Annotated in this window: 16 protein-coding genes; 10 read left to right on the top strand and 6 right to left on the bottom strand. The window is 69.0% G+C overall.

Annotated elements, in window-relative coordinates:
- Positions 1-106: 106 nt before the first annotated feature.
- Complete coding sequence (locus tag OG734_RS30235; RefSeq protein ID WP_330290603.1) at positions 107-961, top strand: helix-turn-helix domain-containing protein; 855 nt, start codon at positions 107-109, stop codon at positions 959-961.
- An 11-nt stretch (positions 962-972) separates the two neighbouring features.
- Positions 973-1,161 carry a DUF397 domain-containing protein gene (locus tag OG734_RS30230; protein ID WP_330290602.1) on the top strand — a complete coding sequence of 63 codons (189 nt, stop codon included), beginning with the start codon at positions 973-975 and terminating at the stop codon, positions 1,159-1,161.
- A gap of 24 nt (positions 1,162-1,185) precedes the next feature.
- Here OG734_RS30230 and OG734_RS30225 read toward each other — a convergent pair whose 3' ends face one another.
- From OG734_RS30225 to OG734_RS30210, 4 genes are all read right to left on the bottom strand, one after another.
- Positions 1,186-2,451, bottom strand: a complete 1,266-nt coding sequence (locus OG734_RS30225) for an acyltransferase family protein (protein ID WP_330290601.1) — start codon at positions 2,449-2,451, stop codon at positions 1,186-1,188.
- Positions 2,448-4,643 carry a polysaccharide deacetylase family protein gene (locus OG734_RS30220; protein ID WP_330290600.1) on the bottom strand — a complete coding sequence of 732 codons (2,196 nt, stop codon included), beginning with the start codon at positions 4,641-4,643 and terminating at the stop codon, positions 2,448-2,450. The genes OG734_RS30225 and OG734_RS30220 overlap by 4 nt, the downstream gene beginning before the upstream one ends.
- Before the next feature lie 148 nt (positions 4,644-4,791).
- The gene (locus tag OG734_RS30215; RefSeq protein WP_330290599.1) at positions 4,792-5,532 is read right to left on the bottom strand and encodes a hypothetical protein; all 741 of its coding nucleotides are present in this window, start codon (positions 5,530-5,532) and stop codon (positions 4,792-4,794) included.
- Positions 5,533-6,021: 489 nt separating this feature from the next.
- Positions 6,022-7,005, bottom strand: a complete 984-nt coding sequence (locus OG734_RS30210) for a LysR family transcriptional regulator (RefSeq protein ID WP_330290598.1) — start codon at positions 7,003-7,005, stop codon at positions 6,022-6,024.
- A gap of 83 nt (positions 7,006-7,088) precedes the next feature.
- Here OG734_RS30210 and OG734_RS30205 point away from each other — a divergent pair, with 83 nt between their 5' ends.
- From OG734_RS30205 to OG734_RS30180, 6 genes are all read left to right on the top strand, one after another.
- Positions 7,089-8,429 carry an MFS transporter gene (locus OG734_RS30205; RefSeq protein ID WP_330290597.1) on the top strand — a complete coding sequence of 447 codons (1,341 nt, stop codon included), beginning with the start codon at positions 7,089-7,091 and terminating at the stop codon, positions 8,427-8,429.
- A gap of 153 nt (positions 8,430-8,582) precedes the next feature.
- Positions 8,583-9,896, top strand: coding sequence for an extracellular solute-binding protein (locus OG734_RS30200; protein WP_330290596.1), 1,314 nt, complete (start codon positions 8,583-8,585; stop codon positions 9,894-9,896).
- Positions 9,893-10,855, top strand: a complete 963-nt coding sequence (locus tag OG734_RS30195; RefSeq protein ID WP_330290595.1) for a carbohydrate ABC transporter permease — start codon at positions 9,893-9,895, stop codon at positions 10,853-10,855. The genes OG734_RS30200 and OG734_RS30195 overlap by 4 nt, the downstream gene beginning before the upstream one ends.
- Positions 10,852-11,676, top strand: coding sequence for a carbohydrate ABC transporter permease (locus OG734_RS30190; RefSeq protein WP_330290594.1), 825 nt, complete (start codon positions 10,852-10,854; stop codon positions 11,674-11,676). Before OG734_RS30195 ends, OG734_RS30190 begins: the two co-directional genes overlap by 4 nt.
- Before the next feature lie 42 nt (positions 11,677-11,718).
- On the top strand, positions 11,719-14,022 hold the full coding sequence (gene yicI, locus OG734_RS30185; protein WP_330290593.1) for an alpha-xylosidase: 2,304 nt from the start codon (positions 11,719-11,721) through the stop codon (positions 14,020-14,022).
- Complete coding sequence (locus OG734_RS30180; RefSeq protein WP_330290592.1) at positions 14,022-15,035, top strand: LacI family DNA-binding transcriptional regulator; 1,014 nt, start codon at positions 14,022-14,024, stop codon at positions 15,033-15,035. The genes yicI and OG734_RS30180 overlap by 1 nt, the downstream gene beginning before the upstream one ends.
- A 43-nt stretch (positions 15,036-15,078) precedes the next feature.
- Here the strand turns inward: OG734_RS30180 and glmS are convergent, their stop codons facing one another.
- Both glmS and OG734_RS30170 read right to left on the bottom strand, forming a co-directional pair.
- Positions 15,079-16,926: a glutamine--fructose-6-phosphate transaminase (isomerizing) gene (glmS, locus tag OG734_RS30175; protein ID WP_330290591.1), complete on the bottom strand. Its 1,848-nt coding sequence runs from the start codon at positions 16,924-16,926 to the stop codon at positions 15,079-15,081.
- Positions 16,927-17,035: 109 nt separating this feature from the next.
- Positions 17,036-17,836 carry a hypothetical protein gene (locus OG734_RS30170; RefSeq protein WP_330290590.1) on the bottom strand — a complete coding sequence of 267 codons (801 nt, stop codon included), beginning with the start codon at positions 17,834-17,836 and terminating at the stop codon, positions 17,036-17,038.
- Positions 17,837-18,046: 210 nt separating this feature from the next.
- Here OG734_RS30170 and coaA point away from each other — a divergent pair, with 210 nt between their 5' ends.
- Together coaA and OG734_RS30160 are read left to right on the top strand one after the other, a co-directional pair.
- Positions 18,047-19,015, top strand: a complete 969-nt coding sequence (gene coaA, locus OG734_RS30165) for a type I pantothenate kinase (RefSeq protein ID WP_443064942.1) — start codon at positions 18,047-18,049, stop codon at positions 19,013-19,015.
- Between the two features lie 45 nt (positions 19,016-19,060).
- Positions 19,061-19,999 carry a DUF389 domain-containing protein gene (locus tag OG734_RS30160; RefSeq protein WP_330290588.1) on the top strand — a complete coding sequence of 313 codons (939 nt, stop codon included), beginning with the start codon at positions 19,061-19,063 and terminating at the stop codon, positions 19,997-19,999.
- The last annotated feature ends 19 nt before the right edge of the window (positions 20,000-20,018 follow it).

Genomic DNA, 20,018 nt, shown 5'->3' with positions numbered 1-20,018 from the left:
CCATAAGGGAGAGCATTAGAGATCTCTAACGTTTCTAGTTGGATAGCTTCAACCTTCACTCGTGTGAGGGAGAGCAACGCCGCGTCACGGCCTGAAAGGAGACGCTGTGCCGCCCACGAACAACCCCACGCTGCGGCAACGGAGGCTGGGTGCCGAGCTGCGCAAGCTTCGCGAGCGTGCCGGGCTCACGACCACGGGCGCCGCCCCGCTTCTAGGCGTCAACCAGGCGCGGGTAAGCATGGTCGAGACTGGACGGACACCCGTCAGTGCCGACAAGGTCCGTTCCATGGCAGGTGCGTACGACTGCACGGACGACCGTCTCGTCGAGGCCCTTGCCGCGATGACAGGTCGGCGCGTCCGGGGCTGGTGGGAGGGTTACCACGACCACGTACCCGTCGCCCTGAACGACCTGGCCGAGCTAGAACACCACGCCGTTGCCCTGCGTGTGGCGCTCATCGTCCACATCCCCGCCTTGTTGCAGACCACGGATCACGCACGCGCGCTCTTTGAACAAGTGGCTCCGCCCATGCGGCAGTACGAAATCGAGCACCGCCTCACCCACCGCATCAAGCGGCAAGGCGTACTGCACCGGGAGAACCCGCCCCCGTACACGGCGATCATCCACGAGGCCGCTCTCCGCATGGACTTGGGTGGCCCTATTGTCGCTCGTGGACAGCTTAAGCACCTGACCGACATGAGCGAATTGCCACACGTCACCGTCAGGGTGGTCCCCTTCGGGGCGCCCGACTTCCCGACCACCGGCCAGTCCTTCGACTACGTCGCGGGCCCCGTCCCCCAACTCGACACGGTGCAGCTGGACACTCACTACGGCGCCTGCGACTTCCTGGACGCGGAAACCCAGTTGAGTAAGTACCGTGCCGTACTGGACCGCATGGAGTCCTGCGCACTCCGTCCCACCGAGTCAGCCGACTTCATCCACCGCATCATCCGGGACACCTGAGGAGACCAACCGTGCACACCAGCCATTGGCGGAAGTCCAGCTACAGCGGAGACGGCTCGAACTGCATCGAGATAGCCACCGACCCCACCACCATCCACATCCGCGACTCGAAACGCACCGACGACCCCCACCTCACCGTCGCCCCCTCCACCTGGACGACGTTCATCTCGTACGCGGCGTCCCCTCGCCGGACGCCGTAGCAACCTCTCTTTCCCCGTCTCTGCTCACCCCCTCCGTCGCCCTCCCCCACGCTTCGCCCCGTCCGGCCACAGCCGTGGGCTCCGCTTGGCGGCGACGTCCTCGATCCAGCCCAGCGCCAGGATCGTCAGGCCGATCAGGGGCCACACCAGGACGAACATCCAGAGGTTGTACGTCGAGTCCAGCGCGGACGTCATCCCGTCGGTCATGAACGGGAGTTGGTACACACGGTCGATCAGGGGGACCGTGGCCATGATCAGGAGGTTGTGCCACAGGTAGATCGTGACGGCCCTGTTGTTGGACAGGGTGACCAGCCTGTCCCACTTCGCCAGGCGCCCCGGCAGCTCCTGCCACGACGGGGAGTACTGGAGCAGGATCACCACGAACCCGAACGACCACATCGCCTGGGCCAGCGGGATGTCGTTCAGGTCCCAGCCGTCGGGGCCCTTGTGCCCCGAGGCCCACCAGATGCCGAAGGCCATGAGCAGGGCCGCGCAGGACACGGAGACATAGCGCGGGATCTTCTTCAGCAGGCCCTCGTGGTGGGCGAAGCCCAGCACCCAGCAGCCGCCGTACACCGCGAAGTCGGTCACCGCGTTGCCCGTGTCGCCGGGGATCTTCACGAGGCCCGTCCCGACGACCGCCGTCAGGGCCAGCGGAGCGAGCAGTGTCGCCCAGGGGACCCGGCGGAACGCCCACAGCAGCAGCGGTGAGGCGATCACGAACCACAGGTAGGCCCGCAGGTACCAGAGGGGGCCCGCGGCCTGGACCGCCCAGGTGTTCTCCAGGATCCCGGACTTGGAGCCGATGCTCCACGGGTAGGGCGGGGCGCCGATCGGAATGAGGTAGTTGAGGAGTTCGACCAGGCCCCAGGTGCCGCCGTGGTCGGGATCCTTGGCCAGGTCCCAGCCGCCGAGGAACATCAGCGCCAGCGCCACCGCGCTGAACGCCCACAACGGGGGCAGCAGGCGCCGGATCCGGCCCCGGATGACTCCGAGTGCCGGGCGCTTCAGGGAGCGTGCCATCAGGGAGCCCGCGAGCGCGAACATCACGCCCATGGACGGGAACACCACGGTCAGCCACGCCCAGCCGAACAGGTGGTACACCACGACGCGGACCAGGGCGATGCTGCGAAGCAGGTCGAGGTAGCGGTCGCGGCCGGGCTTCCTGGTCCCGGGCGGGAGGGGCCCGGCGGCCGGCTGCTCCCCGGGCGCCGGCTGCTGCGGAACGCCGTACGAGGGTGTGGTCGCCGGGTCGGCGGGCGTCGTGGCGGCCGTAGGTCGCTGGGTCATGCCACGGGCCTCCTGTCGCCGCCGCTCGTCCGGGCGGCCGGTACGGCGTCCGGCGCCGAGCCCACGACTCCGGTGCGCCGGAGTTTCTGCCAGCGCAGGCGGCCGCCGGTGAGCGCGGTGATCCAGGACTGGAGCAGAACGACGTACATGAGCTGGCGGTAGAGGATCTGTTGCAGGGGCAGCGAGATCAGGTGGGTCATCTTCTCGCGGTCGAGGCGGAACGCGTAGGCCGCGCACACCAGTTGGATGGCGAGGACGCCCAGCCAGGCGAAGACGGTCTTCTCGGTCGGGCCGAACACCAGCCCGTACAGAAGGAACACGTCGATCAGGGGGGCCAACAGCGGCGCCACCACCATGAACAGCGACACGAAGGGCAGGCCCACGCGACCGAAGCGGCCCGACGGGCCCCGTTCGACGACCGAGCGGCGGTGCTTCCAGATCGCCTGCATGGTGCCGTACGACCAGCGATAGCGCTGGGACCACAGCTGCTGGACGGATTCCGGGGCCTCGGTCCAGGCGCGCGCGTTCTCCGCGTACACGACCCGCCAGCCGTCGCGGTGCAGGGCCATCGTGATGTCGGTGTCCTCGGCGAGCGTGTCGTCGCTCATCCCACCGACCCGCTTCAGGGCGGAGCGGCGGAAGGCGCCGACCGCGCCCGGGATCGTCGGCATGCAGCGCAGCACGTCGTACATCCGGCGGTCCAGGTTGAAGCCCATCACGTACTCGATGTGCTGCCAGGCGCCGATCAGGGAGTCCTTGTTGCCGACCTTGGCGTTGCCGGCGACGGCGCCCACGCGCGGGTCGCCGAAGGGCTGGACGAGTTCGCGGACGGTACCGGGCTCGAAGACCGTGTCGCCGTCCATCATCACGATCAGGTTGTAACGGGCGTTCGCCACACCCCTGTTGAGGGCGGCGGGCTTGCCGGCGTTGAGCTGGCGCACGACGCGTACGTTCGGCAGGCCCATGTCCTCGACGATGCGGGCCGTGCCGTCGCTCGACCCGTCGTCGATGACGATCACCTCGATGGGATGTTCGCTCCGCATCAGTGAACGCACGGTGGCCTCGATGCACTTGGCCTCGTTGTACGCCGGGACGAGCACCGACACCGGTTCGGTGATCGGCGGGCCCCAGCTGAAGTCGGGGCGGCGGGTGCGGCGGGCGTGGATGACGGAGAGCAGCAGCATCAGGCCGAACCGGGTGAACACGAGGACGCCGATGATCGCGAGACCGACGACCAGTACGTCGGTGATCCCGTCGGAGGCCCGGACCAGGAAGGTCCACGCCTGGCCCTTCGCCAGTTCGACGCCGGCGACCGGCGTGTGGGCGCTGGGCGCGTCGAGGGCCTCGGTGAGGTTCTGGAACTCGTACCCCTTCTTCTTCATGTCGGGCAGGAAGCGGTCGAGGGCCTGGACGGTCTGATGGCGGTCGCCGCCGGAGTCGTGCATGAGGACGATCGCGCCCTTGCCGCCCTTGGGGGTGGCCTCGCGGATGATCGCGTCGACGCCGGGCTTGCGCCAGTCCTCGCTGTCCGTGTTGTTGACGACGGTGATGTAGCCGCGCTTGCCGATGTACTCCGTGACCGGCCACGACTTGTTGTCCATGGCGTCGGCGAAGGAGGAGTACGGCGGCCGGAACAGCGAGGTACGGATGCCCGCCGCACCGGCGAGCGCCAGCTGGTTCTGGGACAGCTCCCAGTCGATTCGTTTCTTCGACTGGAAGGAGAGGTCGGGGTGGTTGAAGGTGTGCAGCCCCACCTCGTGGCCCTCGTCCACCATGCGCTGTACGAGATCCGGGTAGCGCGAGGCCATGGTGCCGGTGACGAAGAAGACCGCGTGCGCGCGGTGCTTCTTGAGGACGTCCAGGACCTTCGGGGTCCACTTGGGGTCCGGCCCGTCGTCGAACGTGAGGACGAGTCGCTGGTCGGGCACGTTCAGGCTGGTGGTCCGGCCGCTTCTGGTGTCGATGACCGGGCCGCCCTCCAGGATCTTGTCCGGCACCAGGTCGGCGGAGGCCTCGGGCTGGATGCGGTGGTCGGCGAGGATTTCGCTGTGCACGTACCCGCGCAGCATCAGCATCGCCATCAGGGCGACCAGGATGAGCGAGGGAAGCAGCAGGCGCATGGGCAGCCGTCGGCGCCGGGCGGCGCCCCCGGCGCCGTTCGGGGCGCCGTGGCGGCGGGTGCGGGATGCCATCAGAAGTTGTTCTCCGGGGACGAGGAGATCAGAACGGAGTCGACACAGTCGGACGGCGTTCTGCTGGGCGGGCTGCTGGGCGTGCAACCGGGCGTGCTGCTGGGCGGAACGAGTGGGCCGGCCTCGGCCGGGAGTCGTCGGGAGCCCTCTACGCCATCGAGGAGACCGACGCCGACGAGGAGGCCGGCTCGCCGGCGGCGACGGTGGCACTCGGTTCGGCCGGGCTCTCGGCGATCGGGGTCGGGTCGGTCGCACCGCCGGCGACCGTGCCGCCGTCCGCGGCCGGGGACGTCGACAGCGATGGCGTCGGCGACGGGTCGGGCGAGGGAACGCTGCTCTCCGACGGGGTCGGTTCCGGCGAGCTGGACACCGACACGGACGGCTCGGGGTCCGGTTCGGGCGTGGTCGTCCCCGGGTCGGGCTTGGCGGCGCCGGCCGAGGGCTTGGGTTCGACGGACGCACCCGGGCTCGCGGCGCTGGGCGAGGCGCCCGGCGTGACGGCGGCGGCCCCCTTCGACGGAGTGACCCCCGCGCTCACCGATGCCTCCGGGTTCGGCGTGGCCTCGGCCGAGTCCGACGGCTCCACCGACTCGACGGGCAGCGGGCTCGTCTCGACCTCACCGGCCGGCTGCTCGTCCTGCTGGCCGGGCACCGGCAGCCAGGGCGCGTTCGAGTTGCCCGACAGGAGGGTGGCGACGATGACGACGGCGTACACGGCGCAGGAGATGCCCACGGCGATGCCGATCCGGCGGTATCGGCGGCTGCGGCGACCGGTCTCGTCGACGAAGACGGGGCCGTCGCCGACTCCACCGGCGTCCTGGCCCTCCTTGGCCTGCCGTACGAGCAGCTCCTCGAGCTGTCGGCCCGCTCCGTCGAGCTGGACCGTCACCTCGTGCGGGTCATGGGTGTGACCGGCCTCGACAGGGTTCTCCCAGGGGCGCTGGTAGGGGACGCCGAAAGAGATGCCGGTTTCCCTGGTTTTTCTGACTTCTCCGGTTTCTCCGGATCGCGTTTCTCCGGATCGCGGCGGAGCGGCCGTATCTCTCTGCCTGGGCACAGGCCAGGAATTACCGGGTCCGATTCTGCCGTTTTCGGAAACCGCTTGCCCCTCCGGCGCGGCCTCGGGCCACGAGGACCCGGCTCCTGATCGGCCGTCAGGCCGAGTGTCGGAACGGGACTCAGGTTGGGCGTTTTCACGCCACTTCTTCACACGCACGCACATCCCCCCACGGGAACCTTTCGGGTGCGCGTACGATTCCGGGATTTTCGTACTACCTATGTTCGAATCGGACCCCCATCCGACTCGAGCGCCCCCATTTGTCACACTGCGCCCGGGCCCCGAATGTAGCGCACGTGGAGGTCTCGTGTGCGCCATGTGTCACCTGTGGGCCGAAATGATGTTGTTCATAAAGTCGTTGTCGATGGCCGGAATCCATCCGCCGACAGGCATCCGCAACCACCCCTCCTCCCTCGCGAGCTGGGCGGCAGCCCGTCGAAGGGCGTCAAATCCCGGATGCACCAGACCCCTCCGCCACACCAACGAAACGGGCGACAACGGAACGGGGTCGACCAGTGGTCGCACAACCGTCCGAGGCATCGCCGGGAAACCCACCACGGCGAGGACCGGGTTCCGCAGCTTGGCCATGATCCGCTGGAACTCCTCGTCGCCCACAGCGAGCGGCGCGGGCGACGCGATCCCGATGCCGCGCCCCTCGAAGAGCTGACGCGCGAGGTCGGTCCACTCCGGGGTCCGGGGGTTCCCCGCACCCGCGTACACGGTCTCCCCCGCCAGCGCGGCCAACGGCACCTCGGGCAGCGCGGCCAGCCGGTGATCCTCGGGCAGGACGACCGCCATCGGCTCGTAGCGCACGGGCTGCTGCTCCAGTTGCGCCCGCAGCACCGGATCCAGGCCCGCGAACCGTCCGAACGACGCGTCGAGCCGGCCCGCGAGCAACTCATCCGCCGCGAAGGTGAGCCCACTCTCGAACCGGGCCATCAGCTCGTGCTCCGGGGCGAGTTCACGCGCCCGGTGCAGCACCCGCCGCCCGGTCGCCAGCCCCGGCGAGTTCAGGTCCACCAGCAGCGGCCGGGCCTCCCCGAACGCGGCCAGCAGCTCGTCATGGGCCGCCAACACCCGCCGGGCGTACGGCAGCAGCCGCTCACCGTCGGCCGACAGCGTCACCCGCCGGGTCGACCGCACGAAGAGATCGGCACCCAACTCCCGTTCCAGGCGCCGGATGTCGCGGCTCAGCGCCTGCTGGGCCACGTAGAGACGGGCGGCTGCGCGGGTGAAGTGCAGCTCCTCGGCCACGGCGAGGAAGGCGCGCAGGAGACGGGGGTCGAGGTGGTTCGGGGCAGACATCCGGCGAACTTACAACAGGAGTGCGTTAATCGGCCGGGATCAGGTGTTGGACCCCGTGATCGACTCCGGGCGACGGTGGATGCATGCCGCAGCCATCACCCCGACCGCGCTCCCGACCGCTCCCCCAGCCGCTCCCCGCCGTCACCCAGGACGCCCTGGTCATCGCCGACTTCCGCCCCCGCGGCCGTACCCGTACGCCGGACGACCACCGCCCACCCGGCCCCTACCGCCGCCTCTTCACCGTCCCCGGCGCCCGCGCCTTCACCGCCGGGAACCTGATCGCCCGGCTCCCCATGGGCATGTTCAGCGTGAGCGCGGTCATCATGATCGCCGGATCGCGCGGCTCGTACGCCCTCGCCGGCGCCGTCACCGCGACCGGGCTCGCCGCGACGGCCCTGGTCGCACCCTGGACCGCACGGCTCGTCGACCGGTACGGCCAGGCCCGAATCGCCGTACCGGCCACGGCACTTGCCGCCCTCGGCTCCCTGGCCCTGCTGCTCTGCGTGCACTACGGCGCCCCCGACTGGACCCTCTTCGCCGCGTACGCCGCCACCGCCACGACCCCCAACACCGGCGGCATGTCACGGGCCCGCTGGGCCCATCTCCTGAACGGCGACGAGAAGGCGCTGCACACCGCCAACTCCTTCGAACAGGCCGCCGACGAGCTCTGTTTCATGCTGGGCCCGGTCCTCGCGGCCTTCCTGTGCGGGGCGTTGTTCCCGGAGGCGGGCACGCTGGTCGGGGCGGTCCTGATGATGACCGGCGTGCTCCTCTTCACCGCCCAGCGGTCGACCGAGCCACCCGTCCGGCGCGTCGAAGCGCTTCTCACCCCGGGTACGTCTCCGCTGCGCGCCCCCGGGATGCGCCCGCTGCTCGCCGTGTGCCTGGCCACGGGTGCCGTGTTCGGGTCGATGGAGGTCGTCACGATCGCCTTCGCCGACGAGCAGGGGCACCGGGCGGCCGCCGGCGCCGTACTCGCCCTCCAGGCGGCCGGATCGTGCGCGGCCGGTCTGCTGTACGGGGCGTTGCGGCCGTCCGGGCCCGCCGAGCGGCGCCACCCCTGGTGCCTGGCCGTGATGACGGCACTGATGACGCTGCCCCTGCTCGCCGCCGCTCTCACCGGCTCGCTTCTCGTCCTCGCGGGCGCGCTGCTCGTGGCCGGGATGGCCACCGCGCCCACGATGATCACGAACATGACCCTGGTCCAGCACCGCACCCCCGAGGGCCGCCTGAACGAGGGCATGACCCTCGCGGTGACCGGCCTCCTCGGCGGCATAGCCGGCGGTTCGGCGGCGGGGGGCTGGGCGGCGGAACAGGTGTCGGCCACGGCGGGGTACTGCGTCCCGGTCGCGGCGGCGGCGAGCGCGCTGCTGCTGTCACTCGCGACGCGCAGCCGCTGTCACTCGCGAGCCGAAGCCGGCTGACCCGCCGGGTCAATTCGCGCGCACCCCATTGACTCGTTTACACGCCACACATACCTTCGCTCGTCGAAGCGCTTCGACGACTCGTGTCGAACCAGTTCGACGACCCTGCGCGACGGGTGACCGAGATCCATCCGACTCCCCTGGAGGCACTGGATGCTGACGGCAAGAAGGAATGGCAGGCGCACGACGAGAACGGCCGTTTCCCTGGTGGGGCCCCTGGTCGGGGCCCTGCTGCTGACCTCCTGCGGCGGCTCGGAGAGCGGCTCGTCCGACGGGAAGACCCTACGTCTCTGGCACTACGAGGGCCCCGACAGCGCGATGGGCGTGGCCTGGAAAGCGGCCGTCGAGGAGTTCGAGGCGACGCATCCGGGCGTCACGGTGGAGTTCGAGGAGAAGGGCTTCGAACAGATCCAGAAGACCGCCCCGATGGTCCTCAACTCCTCCGAAGCACCGGACCTGATGGAGTACAACAAGGGCAACGCGACAGCGGGCCTGCTCTCCACACAGGGCCTGCTCACCGACCTGACCGCCGAGGTGACCAAGCGCGGCTGGGACAAGAAGATCGGCGCCGGTGTCCGCACCACCAGCCAGTACGACACCAACGGCGTGATGGGCTCCGGCAGTTGGTACGGCGTACCCAACTACGCCGAGTACACGATGGTGTTCTACAACAAGGACCTCTTCAAGCAGCACGGCATCGCCGAGCCGACGTCGTTCGACGAACTCACCGCAGCCATGGACAAGTTCGTCGCCGCCGGCATCACCCCCCTCGCAAGCGCGGGCGCCGAATACCCGGCCCAGCAGTACCTGTACCAGCTCGCCCTGTCGAAGGCGGACCGCGCCTGGGTCGACAAGTACGAGCTGTACAAGGGGAAGACGGACTTCCACGACGCCGCCTGGACGTACGGCGCCGAGACCTTCGCCGACTGGGTGAAGAAGGGGTACATCGGCAAGAACTCCAGCAGCCTCAAGGCGGAGGACGCCGGAGTCTCCTTCATCCAGGGCAAGAGCCCGATCCTGTTCTCCGGCAGCTGGTGGTACGGCCGTTTCAAGAGCGAGGCGAAGTTCGACTGGGGCACGTTCCTGTGGCCCGGCTCCGGCCTCACCCTCGGCTCCGGCGGCAACCTGTGGGTCGTCCCCAAGGGCGCCAGGAACAAGGAACTCGCCTACGACTTCATCGACATCACCATGTCGAAGAAGATCCAGAACCTGCTCGGCAACAAGGGCGGGGTCCCGGTGGCCGCCGACCCGGCCGCCATCACCGACCCGCAGGCCAAGTCCCTCATCGCCGACTTCAACACCCTCTCCGGCAGGGACGGCCTCGCCTTCTACCCCGACTGGCCGGCCCCCGGCTTCTACGACGTCCTCGTCTCCGAGGTCCAGAAGCTGATCACGGGCAGCGCGAAACCCGACGCGGTCCTCGACTCGTTGCAGGAGGCGTACGACAAGGGCGTACCCAAGACATGACGGTCACCGTCGAACGGGCCCGGGTCGCCAAAGACGCCCGGCGGCAGGGCGGTTCGCGCCACCGCAAGGACTCGTACACGCTCTTCCTCCTCCCCGGGGCGCTCGCCTTCCTCGCCGTGATCGTCGTGCCGTTCCTGATGAACACCGGGGTGAGCTTCACGGATTGGCGGGGCGTGGGCACCCCGGAGTGGTCGGGGCTCGCCAACTACCGGGCACTTATGGACGATTCGGAGTTCTGGGCGTCGTTCCGGCACAGCCTGTTCATGGTCGTGGCGATGGCGGCCGTGCCCACTGCTGTCGGGCTCGTCCTGGCCGCCGCCCTGTTCGACTACGTCGGCAAGCACTTCGGGAGCCGCTGGGCGGCCGTGCTCCGCGCCTGCTTCTACCTCCCCCAGGTGCTGCCGATCGCGGTCGCCGGCATCGTCTGGAGCTGGATCCTCGCGCCCGAGAACGGCTCGCTGAACGAGGTACTGAGCGCCGTCGGGCTCGGTTCCTGGCAGCAGGACTGGCTCGGTGACCCGGACATCGCGCTCTACAGCGTGATGGGCGTGATGGTCTGGGTGCAGCTCGGCTTCCCGCTGGTCGTCTTCATGGCGGGCCTGCAACGCGTCGACCCGCAGCTCTACGAGGCCGCCGAGCTGGACGGCGCCGGCTGGTGGCGCCGCTTCCGGCACATCACGCTGCCGCAGATCCGCCCCGAGACCTACGTCGTCCTCACCTGGTGCACAATCGCCGCGCTGAAGGTGTTCGGCGCGGTGTACGTCCTGACGAAGGGCGGCCCGGGCGGCGCGACCAACGTGCCGTCCTACTTCTCCTTCACCACGTTCTTCGAGAAGACCCAGGTCGGCTACGGTGCCGCCGTCTCCACCGTCCTGACGGTGATCATCCTCGCCGTCTCGCTCATCGGCCTGAAGCTCCAGACCCGGGCCGAGGACGCCGAGGAGGGGGTACGGGCATGACGACCGCCCTGCGCCGCTACCCGGTGCTCATCGCCCTTGTCCTCGCTGCCCTGTTCATGGTCGTGCCGTTCCTGATCGTCGCCGTCAACGCGGTGAAGTCGCCCGCCGAGTACTCCGCGAACGGCCCGCTCAGCCTCCCCGAGGGCCTCTACCTCGACGGCATCAAGGACTTCTGGGAACGCGTCGACTTCGGGCAGAAGCTCGTCAACTCGGTACTGATCAGCGGGTCGGTGGCGGCCCTGGCGGTCGTCCTGTCGGTGCTGAACGCGTACGCGATCGGCATCGGCCGGATCAGGGGCCGCACCTGGGTCCTGGCCTTCTTCGTCCTCGCGAACATGCTGCCGCAGGAGGCGCTGGTCTACCCGGTGTACTACCTGAGCAAGGAAGTCGGCCTGTACGACACCCGGTTGAGCGTGATCATCGTCTTCACCGTGATCCAGGCGGCCTTCGGTACGTACCTTCTCTCCTCGGTGCTGGGCCAGTTCCCGCGGGAGATCATCGAGGCCGCGCGGATCGACGGCGCGAACAAGTGGCAGGTGCTGTGGCGGATCGTCGTCCCGGTCAGCCGCCCGACTCTCGGCGTGCTCCTCGTCTTCTTCTTCATCTGGACCTGGAACGAGTTCCTGCTCCCCCTGGTGATGCTGATCTCCAACGACAACCAGACGGTGTCGGTGGCCCTCGGCGTCCTCCAGGGCCAGCGCCTGATGGACGCCACGATGACCAACGCGGCTGCCCTGCTGGGCGTGCTGCCCGCCCTCGTCTTCTTCCTCGTCTTCCAGCGAACCCTCACTCGCGGCATCGCCGTCGGTGCGGTCAAGTAATCCGGCCAACCAAGTCAGGTAAGCCAAGTAAGGGGTATGCGTGTGAAGTTCACCGACGGCTACTGGCTGCTGCGCGAGGGCGTCACCGCCGCCCACCCGGTCGAGGTCCTCGATGTGACGGACGCCGACGGCACGCTGGACATCCACGCGCCGACCCAGCCCATCCGCCACCGCGGCGACCTGCTGAAGGGACCGGTCGTGACGATCAGCGCCCATGCCCCGATGCCCGACGTCATCGGCGTCACGTTCACGCACTTCCAGGGCGAGCAGCCGCAGGGCCCCCAATTCGAGGTGCGGCGCGAGGAGCTGACGACCCACACGGAGTACGACGAGGAGCACGCGACGCTGACCTCCGGCACCCTCTCCATCCGGGTCAGCCGCACCAGCCCCTGGCACGTCGACTTCCTCGCCCACGGCCGTGTCCTCACCAGCAGCGGACCCAAGGGCATGGGCATCATGCGGGACGCGACGACCGGCGCCCACTACCTCCGCGAGCAGCTGGGGTTGGGGGTGGGGACGAGCGTGTACGGCCTCGGCGAGCGCTTCGGCCCACTGGTCAAGAACGGCCAGGTCGTCGACATGTGGAACGCCGACGGCGGCACGGCGACGGAACAGGCCTACAAGAACGTCCCGTTCTATCTCACGGACGCGGGCTACGGCGTCTTCGTCGACCACCCCGGCCGGGTGTCCTTCGAGGTCGGCTCGGAGGCGGTGTCCAGGGTCCAGTTCAGCGCCGAGACACAGCAGTTGACGTACTACGTCATCCACGGCCCGACCCCCAAGGACATCCTCCGCAAGTACACGGCCCTGACCGGCCGCCCGGCACTGCCGCCGCCGTGGTCGTTCGGCCTGTGGCTGTCCACGTCCTTCACCACCTCCTACGACGAGGAGACGGTGACGTCGTTCATCGAGGGCATGCGGGAGCGCGAACTCCCGCTCTCCGTCTTCCACTTCGACTGTTTCTGGATGCGCGAGTTCAACTGGTGCGACTTCCAGTGGGACCCCCGGGTGTTCCCCGACCCCGAAGGGATGCTCCAGCGGCTGAAGGCGAAGGGCCTGCACATCAGCGTCTGGATCAACCCGTACATAGCCCAGCGGTCGCCGCTCTTCGCCGAGGGCAAGGCACTTGGCCACCTCCTCCGCCGACCGGACGGCAGCGTATGGCAGTGGGACCTGTGGCAACCCGGGATGGCCTTGGTCGACTTCACCAGCCCGGCCGCCCGCGACTGGTACGCGTCGAAACTGGAGGCGCTGCTCGCGCAGGGCGTCGACTGCTTCAAGACGGACTTCGGTGAACGGGTCCCGCTGGACGTGGAGTTCGCCGACGGCTCGGACCCGGAGCGGATGCACAACTACTACACGTACCTCTACAACAGGACCGTCTTCGACGTGCTGCGCAAGCACCGTGGCGAAGGAGAGGCGGTCGTGTTCGCGCGTTCGGCGACGGCCGGCAGCCAGCAGTTCCCGGTCCACTGGGGCGGGGACTGCGAGGCGACGTACGAGTCGATGGCGGAGTCGCTGCGAGGCGGACTGTCCCTCGGGCTGTCCGGCTTCGGCTACTGGAGCCACGACATCGGCGGCTTCGAGGGCACCCCGAGCCCGGCCCTCTTCAAACGCTGGATCGCCTTCGGTCTCCTCTCCTCCCACAGCCGCCTGCATGGCAGTTCCACCTACCGGGTGCCCTGGCTGTTCGACGAGGAGGCCGTGGACGTACTGCGGCTGTTCACCCGGCTGAAGCTCCGCCTCATGCCCTATCTGTACGAGGCCGCGCGCACCGCCCACACCGAGGGCGTCCCGATGATGCGCGCGATGGTCCTGGAGTTCCCGGACGACCCCGGATGCGCCCACCTGGAACGGCAGTTCATGCTCGGCCCCGACCTGCTGGTCGCGCCGGTGTTCAGCGACGAGGGCGAGGTCTCGTACTACGTCCCCGAGGGCGAGTGGACCCACTTCCTGACCGGCCGCACGGTGACCGGCCCCCGTTGGGTGCGGGAGCGCCACGGCTTCGACAGCGTGCCGCTGCTGGTGCGTCCCGGGTCGGTGATCCCGGTGGGCGCGGTGGACGACCGCCCCGACTACGCGTACGCCGACGGGGTCACACTGCACGCGTACGGCCTGGAGCGCGGCGCCCAAGTGACAGTGCCTGTCGGGGACGTGACGTTCACGGTCGTCCGCGAGGGCGACACGCTGCGGGCGTCGTGCAGCGATCCGTCCGCGCCCTGGGGGCTCGCGGCGGGCAGACGTGAGGTGCGGGCGAAAGCGGGCACCGGGTTCCTGACGGTGGAACTGCCGCCTGCGGAGCCGGGATCGGTGGAGCCGGGGTCGATCGAGTCGGGAGGCGAGTGATGGTGAAGATCACCGATGTGGCACGGCACGCCGGGGTCTCCCCGAGTACGGTCTCGTACGCCCTCAGCGGCAAGCGCCCGATCTCCGAGGAGACCCGCCAGCGCATCGAACGCTCCATCCAGGAACTCGGCTACCGCCCCCACGCGGGCGCGAGGGCACTGGCGAGCAGCAGATCCAACGTCCTCGCACTCGTGATCCCCTTACGGACCGGCATCCACGTCCCGGTCGCGATGCAGTTCGCGGTGTCGGTGGTGACGGCCGCGCGGCGCCACGACCACGACGTCCTGCTCCTCACCCAGGAGGAGGGCGAGGCCGGCCTGCACCGGGTGGCGGACACGGCTCTCGTGGACGCGCTGATCGTGATGGACGTCCAACTGCAGGATCCCCGGCTGCCGTTGCTGCGCTCACTGGACCTGCCGTCGGTGCTGATCGGCTTCCCTTCGGAATCGGCGGGCCTGACCTGTATCGACCTGGACTTCAAGGCGGCGGGCGAGTTGTGCGTGGAACGGCTCGCGGGCCTCGGGCACCGGGTGATCGCCCTGGTCGGCTCACCGCCCGAGGTGTACGTACGCCGGACCGCGTTCGCCCAGCGCGTGGTCCAGGGGTTCACGGCCGCGGCGGACCGGGGCGGACTGTCGTCCTCGGTCCACCCCTGCGAGGCATCGCCGGCCGCGGCCAGGGTGGTCGCGGAGCAACTTCTGCGCGAGCACCCGGCGTTGACGGGGGTCGTCGTCCACAACGAAGCGATCCTGGAACATCTGATCGACGCCTTCGAACAACTCGGCCTGCGCGTCCCCGGCGACCTCTCCGTCACCGCGATCTGCCCGGACGACGTGGCCGAGAACCTGCCCGTACCGGTCACCTCGGTCTCCATACCGTCGGCGGAGGTGGGGGCAGGTGCGGTGGACCTGCTGATGAAGAAGCTGAACGGCACGGGCCACGCCCCGGAGGCGACGCTCCTGCCACCCCGCCTGACGGAACGGGCGAGCACGGTGGCGCGGGCGGCGCCGTGAACCCGTAACCCCGTAGGTCCCGGTGAGCGGCCTAGCTCACCGCCTACTCCACCGTCACCGACTTCGCCAGGTTCCGAGGCTGGTCCACCTCGTTCCCCCGAGCCGTGGCCAGCTCACAGGCGAAGACCTGCAACGGCACCGTGGCGACGAGCGGCTGCAGCAGGGTCGGTGTGGCCGGAATGCGGATCAGGTGATCCGCGTACGGCACCACCGCCTCGTCCCCCTCCTCCGCGATGACGATGGTCCGCGCACCCCGGGCCCGGATCTCCTGGATGTTGGACACGATCTTGTCGTGGAGGACGGACCGTCCACGCGCCGAAGGCACGACCACGACCACCGGCAGGTCGTCCTCGATCAACGCGATGGGCCCGTGCTTCAGTTCACCGGCGGCGAAGCCCTCGGCGTGCATGTACGCGAGTTCCTTCAGCTTCAGCGCGCCCTCCAGCGCCACCGGATACCCCACGTGCCGCCCCAGGAACAGCACCGTGTTCTTGTCGGCGAGCGACCGTGCCAGCTCACGCACGGGCTCCATGGTCTCCAGCACCCGCTCGACCGCACCGGAGATGTCCGCCAGGTCACGCACGACAGCCCGGATCTCGTCACCCCACTTGGTACCGCGCACCTGCCCCAGATACAGGGCGACCAGATAGCAGGCCACCAACTGCGTGAGGAACGCCTTGGTCGAGGCGACGGCGACCTCGGGCCCCGCATGCGTGTACAGCACCGCGTCCGACTCACGCGGGATCGTCGAGCCGTTGGTGTTGCAGATGGCCAGCACCTTGGCGCCCTGCTCGCGGGCGTGCCGCAGCGCCATCAGGGTGTCCATGGTCTCGCCGGACTGGGAGATGGCGATGACGAGGGTCCGCGAGTCGAGAATGGGATCCCGGTACCGGAACTCGCTCGCCAGCTCCACCTCGCACGGAATGCGCGTCCAGTGCTCGATGGCGTACTTGGCGATCAACCCGGCGTGGAAGGCCGTACCGCAGGCGACGACCACAACCTTCTCGACCTCCCGCAGCGCACCCGCGGGAATCCGCACCTCGTCGAGCGTCAGTGACCCGGCCGCGTCGATACGGCCCAGCAGGGTATCGGCGACAGCCTTGGGCTGCTCGGCGATCTCCTTGAGCATGAAGTAGTCATAGCCCCCCTTTTCCGCGGCCGACACATCCCAGTCGACGTGATACGACCGCGCGTCCCCCGCACTGCCGTCGAAGCCCGTCACCGTGACCCCGTCCCGGCGCAGCTCCACCACCTGGTCCTGACCCAGCTCGATCGCCGACCGCGTGTGGGCGATGAACGCGGCGACGTCCGAGGCGAGAAAGGCCTCGCCCTCTCCAACGCCCACCACGAGCGGCGAGTTCCGCCGCGCCCCGACCACCAGATCAGGCTCGTCGGCATGCACCGCTACCAGCGTGAACGCGCCCTCCAGCCGCCGGCACACGAGCCGCATGGCCTCGGCCAGATCGGCGCAGGACGAGAACTCCTCGGCGAGCAGATGGGCGACGACCTCGGTGTCCGTCTCGGAGGCGAGTTCGTGCCCCCGCTCGGCCAACTCCGCCCGCAGACAGGCGAAGTTCTCGATGATCCCGTTGTGGACGACGGCGACGCGCCCGGCGTTGTCGAGATGCGGATGGGCGTTGGCGTCGGTCGGCCCGCCGTGGGTGGCCCACCGGGTGTGGCCGATGCCCGTACCGCCGGCCGGCAGCGGCCGTTCAGCGAGTTCCTTCTCCAGGTTGACGAGCTTCCCGGCCTTCTTGGCACCGGCCAGCCCGCCATCGGCCAGGACAGCCACACCGGCCGAGTCGTACCCCCGGTACTCCAGCCGCTTCAGCCCGGCCATCACGACATCGAGAGCCGACTGCGAGCCCACGTAACCCACGATTCCGCACATGCTGCGCAGCCTACGATCGAAGACGCGCCACACCCGGGCATCGCGTGCCCGATATCGGAAATTCCCGCCGGGGGTACGAAGGCCCCGGCGGAAACGGAATCCCGGTGGATCAGCCGAGCTTGGCCAGCTGCGCGTCGACGATCTCCGTGGGGAAGTCGTAGTCCTTGCCGGTGGAGGCCGAGGCGAAGTTGACGGCGGGCACGTAGACGACGGTGGTGCCCTTACGGACGACGACGGCCTTCATCGGTGCCTTCAAACCGGCGTCCACGGTCACCGTCAGGGCGAGCGCCTCGTCCGCTCCTTCGGGCGCCGCGGTCTTGGTCACCTTCAGGGCGTCGTTCTTCGTGCCGGTCACGGTGTAGGAGAAGCCGGCGGCGCACTTCTCGACGGAGGCGTTCAGGTCCTTCATGGCCTGCTCGGCGCCGCCGTCCTCGTAGGACGCCAGCGTGATGACGGCCTGCTCCAGGTCGAGGGTGGCGAGGAACTGTTCCTCGTCACTCGCCCCGGCGGCGGGCTTCTGGGCGTCGCCCTTCCACGTCCGCTTCACCACGGCCGCCGGCTTGCCGACGTAGGTGGCGGACTGGAGGTACGCGAGCGGCGCGCACGCCGCGTTCTCCGACGTCACCTTGTCCTGCGCGATGTCGTCCTTCGCCGGCACCTTCTCGTTGAGGGTCCCGCTCTTGACGTCCGCCTGCACGAGGGCGGCCTTCGCCAACTCGGCGGCGGTGAGCGCCTTGGCGGCGGTCTTCCCCTCGCCGGCCTTGTCACCACCACCGCCGGCCTTGTCACCACCACCGGCGGCCTTGTCGCCTCCGGCGTCGTCGGAGGAGTCACCGCAGGCGGTGCCCAGAAGGGCGAGCGCGGCGACGGAGGCGGTGAGAGCGATACGGCGAACGACGGTGGTCCTCAAGGGAGAAAGCTCTTTCTCTTTGGGCTTTTCAGGGCTCCTGCTTTGCACGCACTTTACGGAAGGCACCCACCGGACGATCATCGAACTCGCATTCGACACCCACTCGTGACATGACGGGCCATGACCCGCCACGGCCCGGCGTGACGCACTCCACCCCCCACCCCGTCCACACTCCCGTAACAATGGACTGTGATCTCTCCGGTCTCCTCGATGCCCCGGAGCGCCCACCGGCAGCGGCCGGAGGCGACTCCCTACGTCGACCTCACCCGTGCCGAGTGGAGTGCGCTGCGCGACAAGACGCCGCTCCCCCTCACCGCCGAGGAGGTCGAGAAGCTGCGTGGTCTGGGCGATGTCATCGACCTCGACGAGGTGCGGGACATCTACCTCCCGCTCTCCCGCCTCCTCAACCTCTACATCGGCGCCACCGACGGACTGAGAGGAGCCCTGAACACCTTCCTGGGCGAACAGGGCACCCAGACCGGCACCCCGTTCGTCATAGGGGTCGCCGGCTCGGTGGCGGTGGGCAAATCGACCGTCGCCCGTCTCCTCCAGGCGCTGCTCTCCCGCTGGCCCGAACACCCACGCGTGGAACTGGTGACCACGGACGGCTTCCTCCTCCCCACCGAGGAGCTGACGTCCCGTGGCCTGATGTCGCGGAAAGGTTTCCCCGAGTCGTACGACCGCCGGGCCCTCACCCGCTTCGTGGCGGACATCAAGGCGGGCAAGGACGAGGTCACGGCCCCCGTCTACTCCCACCTCATCTACGACATCGTCCCGGACAAGAAGCTCACGGTCCGCCGCCCCGACATCCTGATCGTCGAGGGCCTGAACGTCCTCCAGCCCGCCCTCCCCGGCAGCGACGGCCGCACCCGCGTCGGCCTCGCCGACTACTTCGACTTCAGCGTGTACGTCGACGCCCGCCCCGAAGACATCGAGCGCTGGTACCTCAACCGCTTCCGCCGGCTGCGCGAGACGGCGTTCCAGAACCCGTCCTCGTACTTCCGCAAGTACACGCAGGTGTCGGAGGAGGAGGCCCTGGAGTACGCCCGCACCACCTGGCGCACCATCAACAAGGTGAACCTCCTGGAGAACGTGGCCCCCACCCGGGGCCGCGCCACCCTGATCATCCGCAAGGGCCCGGACCACAAGGTGCAGCGACTCAGCCTGCGCAAGCTGTAGCCACGCCGCAACCGCCGCCGCACACGGCCCGGTTACCCTGCCCCCATGCTCCACCTACGCCTCATCACCCCGGCCGACAAAACGAACGACGTGGTCCACCTGATCGAGAAGACGGTCGGCACCACCCACCTCGTCGTCCTCCCCGGCGCCGCCCGCAACCCCGCCGGGGATGTCGTGATGTGTGACGTGGCCCGGGAGGCGGGCGACGAACTCATCGCCGGACTGCGGAAGTTGGACCTGGACACGACCGGTTCGATCGCCGTGGAGAACATCGATCTGTCGCTCTCCAAGCGCGCCGACAAGGCGGAGAAGGAGGCGCCGGGCGAGGGTGCGGACGCGGTCCTGTGGGAGCACCTCGCGGACGCGACGCACGAGGAGTCGACGCTGTCGATCACCTACGTCGCCTTCATCACGCTCGCCACGATGATCGCGGCCTGCGGTGTGGTCCTCGACAACGCGATCCTGATCGTCGGCGCGATGGCGGTCGGCCCGGAGTTCGGCCCCCTGGCCGGCCTGAGCACAGCCCTCGTCCAACGCCACCCAAGACTGGCGGCCCGCTCACTGACCGCCCTGCTGGTGGGCTTCGCGGTGGCGATGCTGGTGACGGTCGGTTTCAGCGTCTTCATGGACGCCGTCGGCCTGTTCACCGAGGCGAAGCTGGAGGCGGAGCGCCCCAACACCGGCTTCGTCTACGCCCCCGACTGGTTCTCGTTCGTCGTCGCGGCGCTCGCGGGCATCGCCGGCACGCTCTCCCTGACCTCCGCGAAGTCCGGCGCCCTGGTCGGTGTGGCCATCTCCGTGACCACGATCCCGGCCGCGGCCAACGCCGCCGTGGCACTGAGCTACGGCGACATGGGCCAGACCTGGGGCTCCACGAAACAGCTCCTCCTGAACCTCCTGGGCATCGTCCTGGCAGCCGCCCTCACGCTGCTGGCCCAGAAATGGCTGTGGAGCACCCAAAGAAAAGCCGGCCGAACCTCTTAAGACGCGCTGGCACAAACGC

It is taken from the genome of Streptomyces sp. NBC_00576, from assembly GCF_036345175.1.
Lineage (GTDB): Bacteria > Actinomycetota > Actinomycetes > Streptomycetales > Streptomycetaceae > Streptomyces.
The sequence above is the reverse complement of the archived record's forward strand: the minus strand, read 5'-3'. Positions and strand labels throughout refer to the sequence as shown.

Excerpts from the sequence above, each read along its gene's own strand:
- OG734_RS30195 (WP_330290595.1), top strand. The coding sequence starts at position 9,893 with ATGACGGTCACCGTCGAACGGGCCCGGGTCGCCAAAGACGCCCGGCGG.
- glmS (WP_330290591.1), bottom strand. The coding sequence starts at position 16,926 with ATGTGCGGAATCGTGGGTTACGTGGGCTCGCAGTCGGCTCTCGATGTC.
- OG734_RS30205 (WP_330290597.1), top strand. The coding sequence starts at position 7,089 with ATGCCGCAGCCATCACCCCGACCGCGCTCCCGACCGCTCCCCCAGCCG.
- coaA (WP_443064942.1), top strand. The coding sequence starts at position 18,047 with ATGCCCCGGAGCGCCCACCGGCAGCGGCCGGAGGCGACTCCCTACGTC.
- OG734_RS30220 (WP_330290600.1), bottom strand. The coding sequence starts at position 4,643 with ATGGCATCCCGCACCCGCCGCCACGGCGCCCCGAACGGCGCCGGGGGC.
- OG734_RS30190 (WP_330290594.1), top strand. The coding sequence starts at position 10,852 with ATGACGACCGCCCTGCGCCGCTACCCGGTGCTCATCGCCCTTGTCCTC.
- OG734_RS30225 (WP_330290601.1), bottom strand. The coding sequence starts at position 2,451 with ATGACCCAGCGACCTACGGCCGCCACGACGCCCGCCGACCCGGCGACC.
- OG734_RS30200 (WP_330290596.1), top strand. The coding sequence starts at position 8,583 with ATGCTGACGGCAAGAAGGAATGGCAGGCGCACGACGAGAACGGCCGTT.
- OG734_RS30180 (WP_330290592.1), top strand. The coding sequence starts at position 14,022 with ATGGTGAAGATCACCGATGTGGCACGGCACGCCGGGGTCTCCCCGAGT.
- OG734_RS30160 (WP_330290588.1), top strand. The coding sequence starts at position 19,061 with ATGCTCCACCTACGCCTCATCACCCCGGCCGACAAAACGAACGACGTG.
- OG734_RS30210 (WP_330290598.1), bottom strand. The coding sequence starts at position 7,005 with ATGTCTGCCCCGAACCACCTCGACCCCCGTCTCCTGCGCGCCTTCCTC.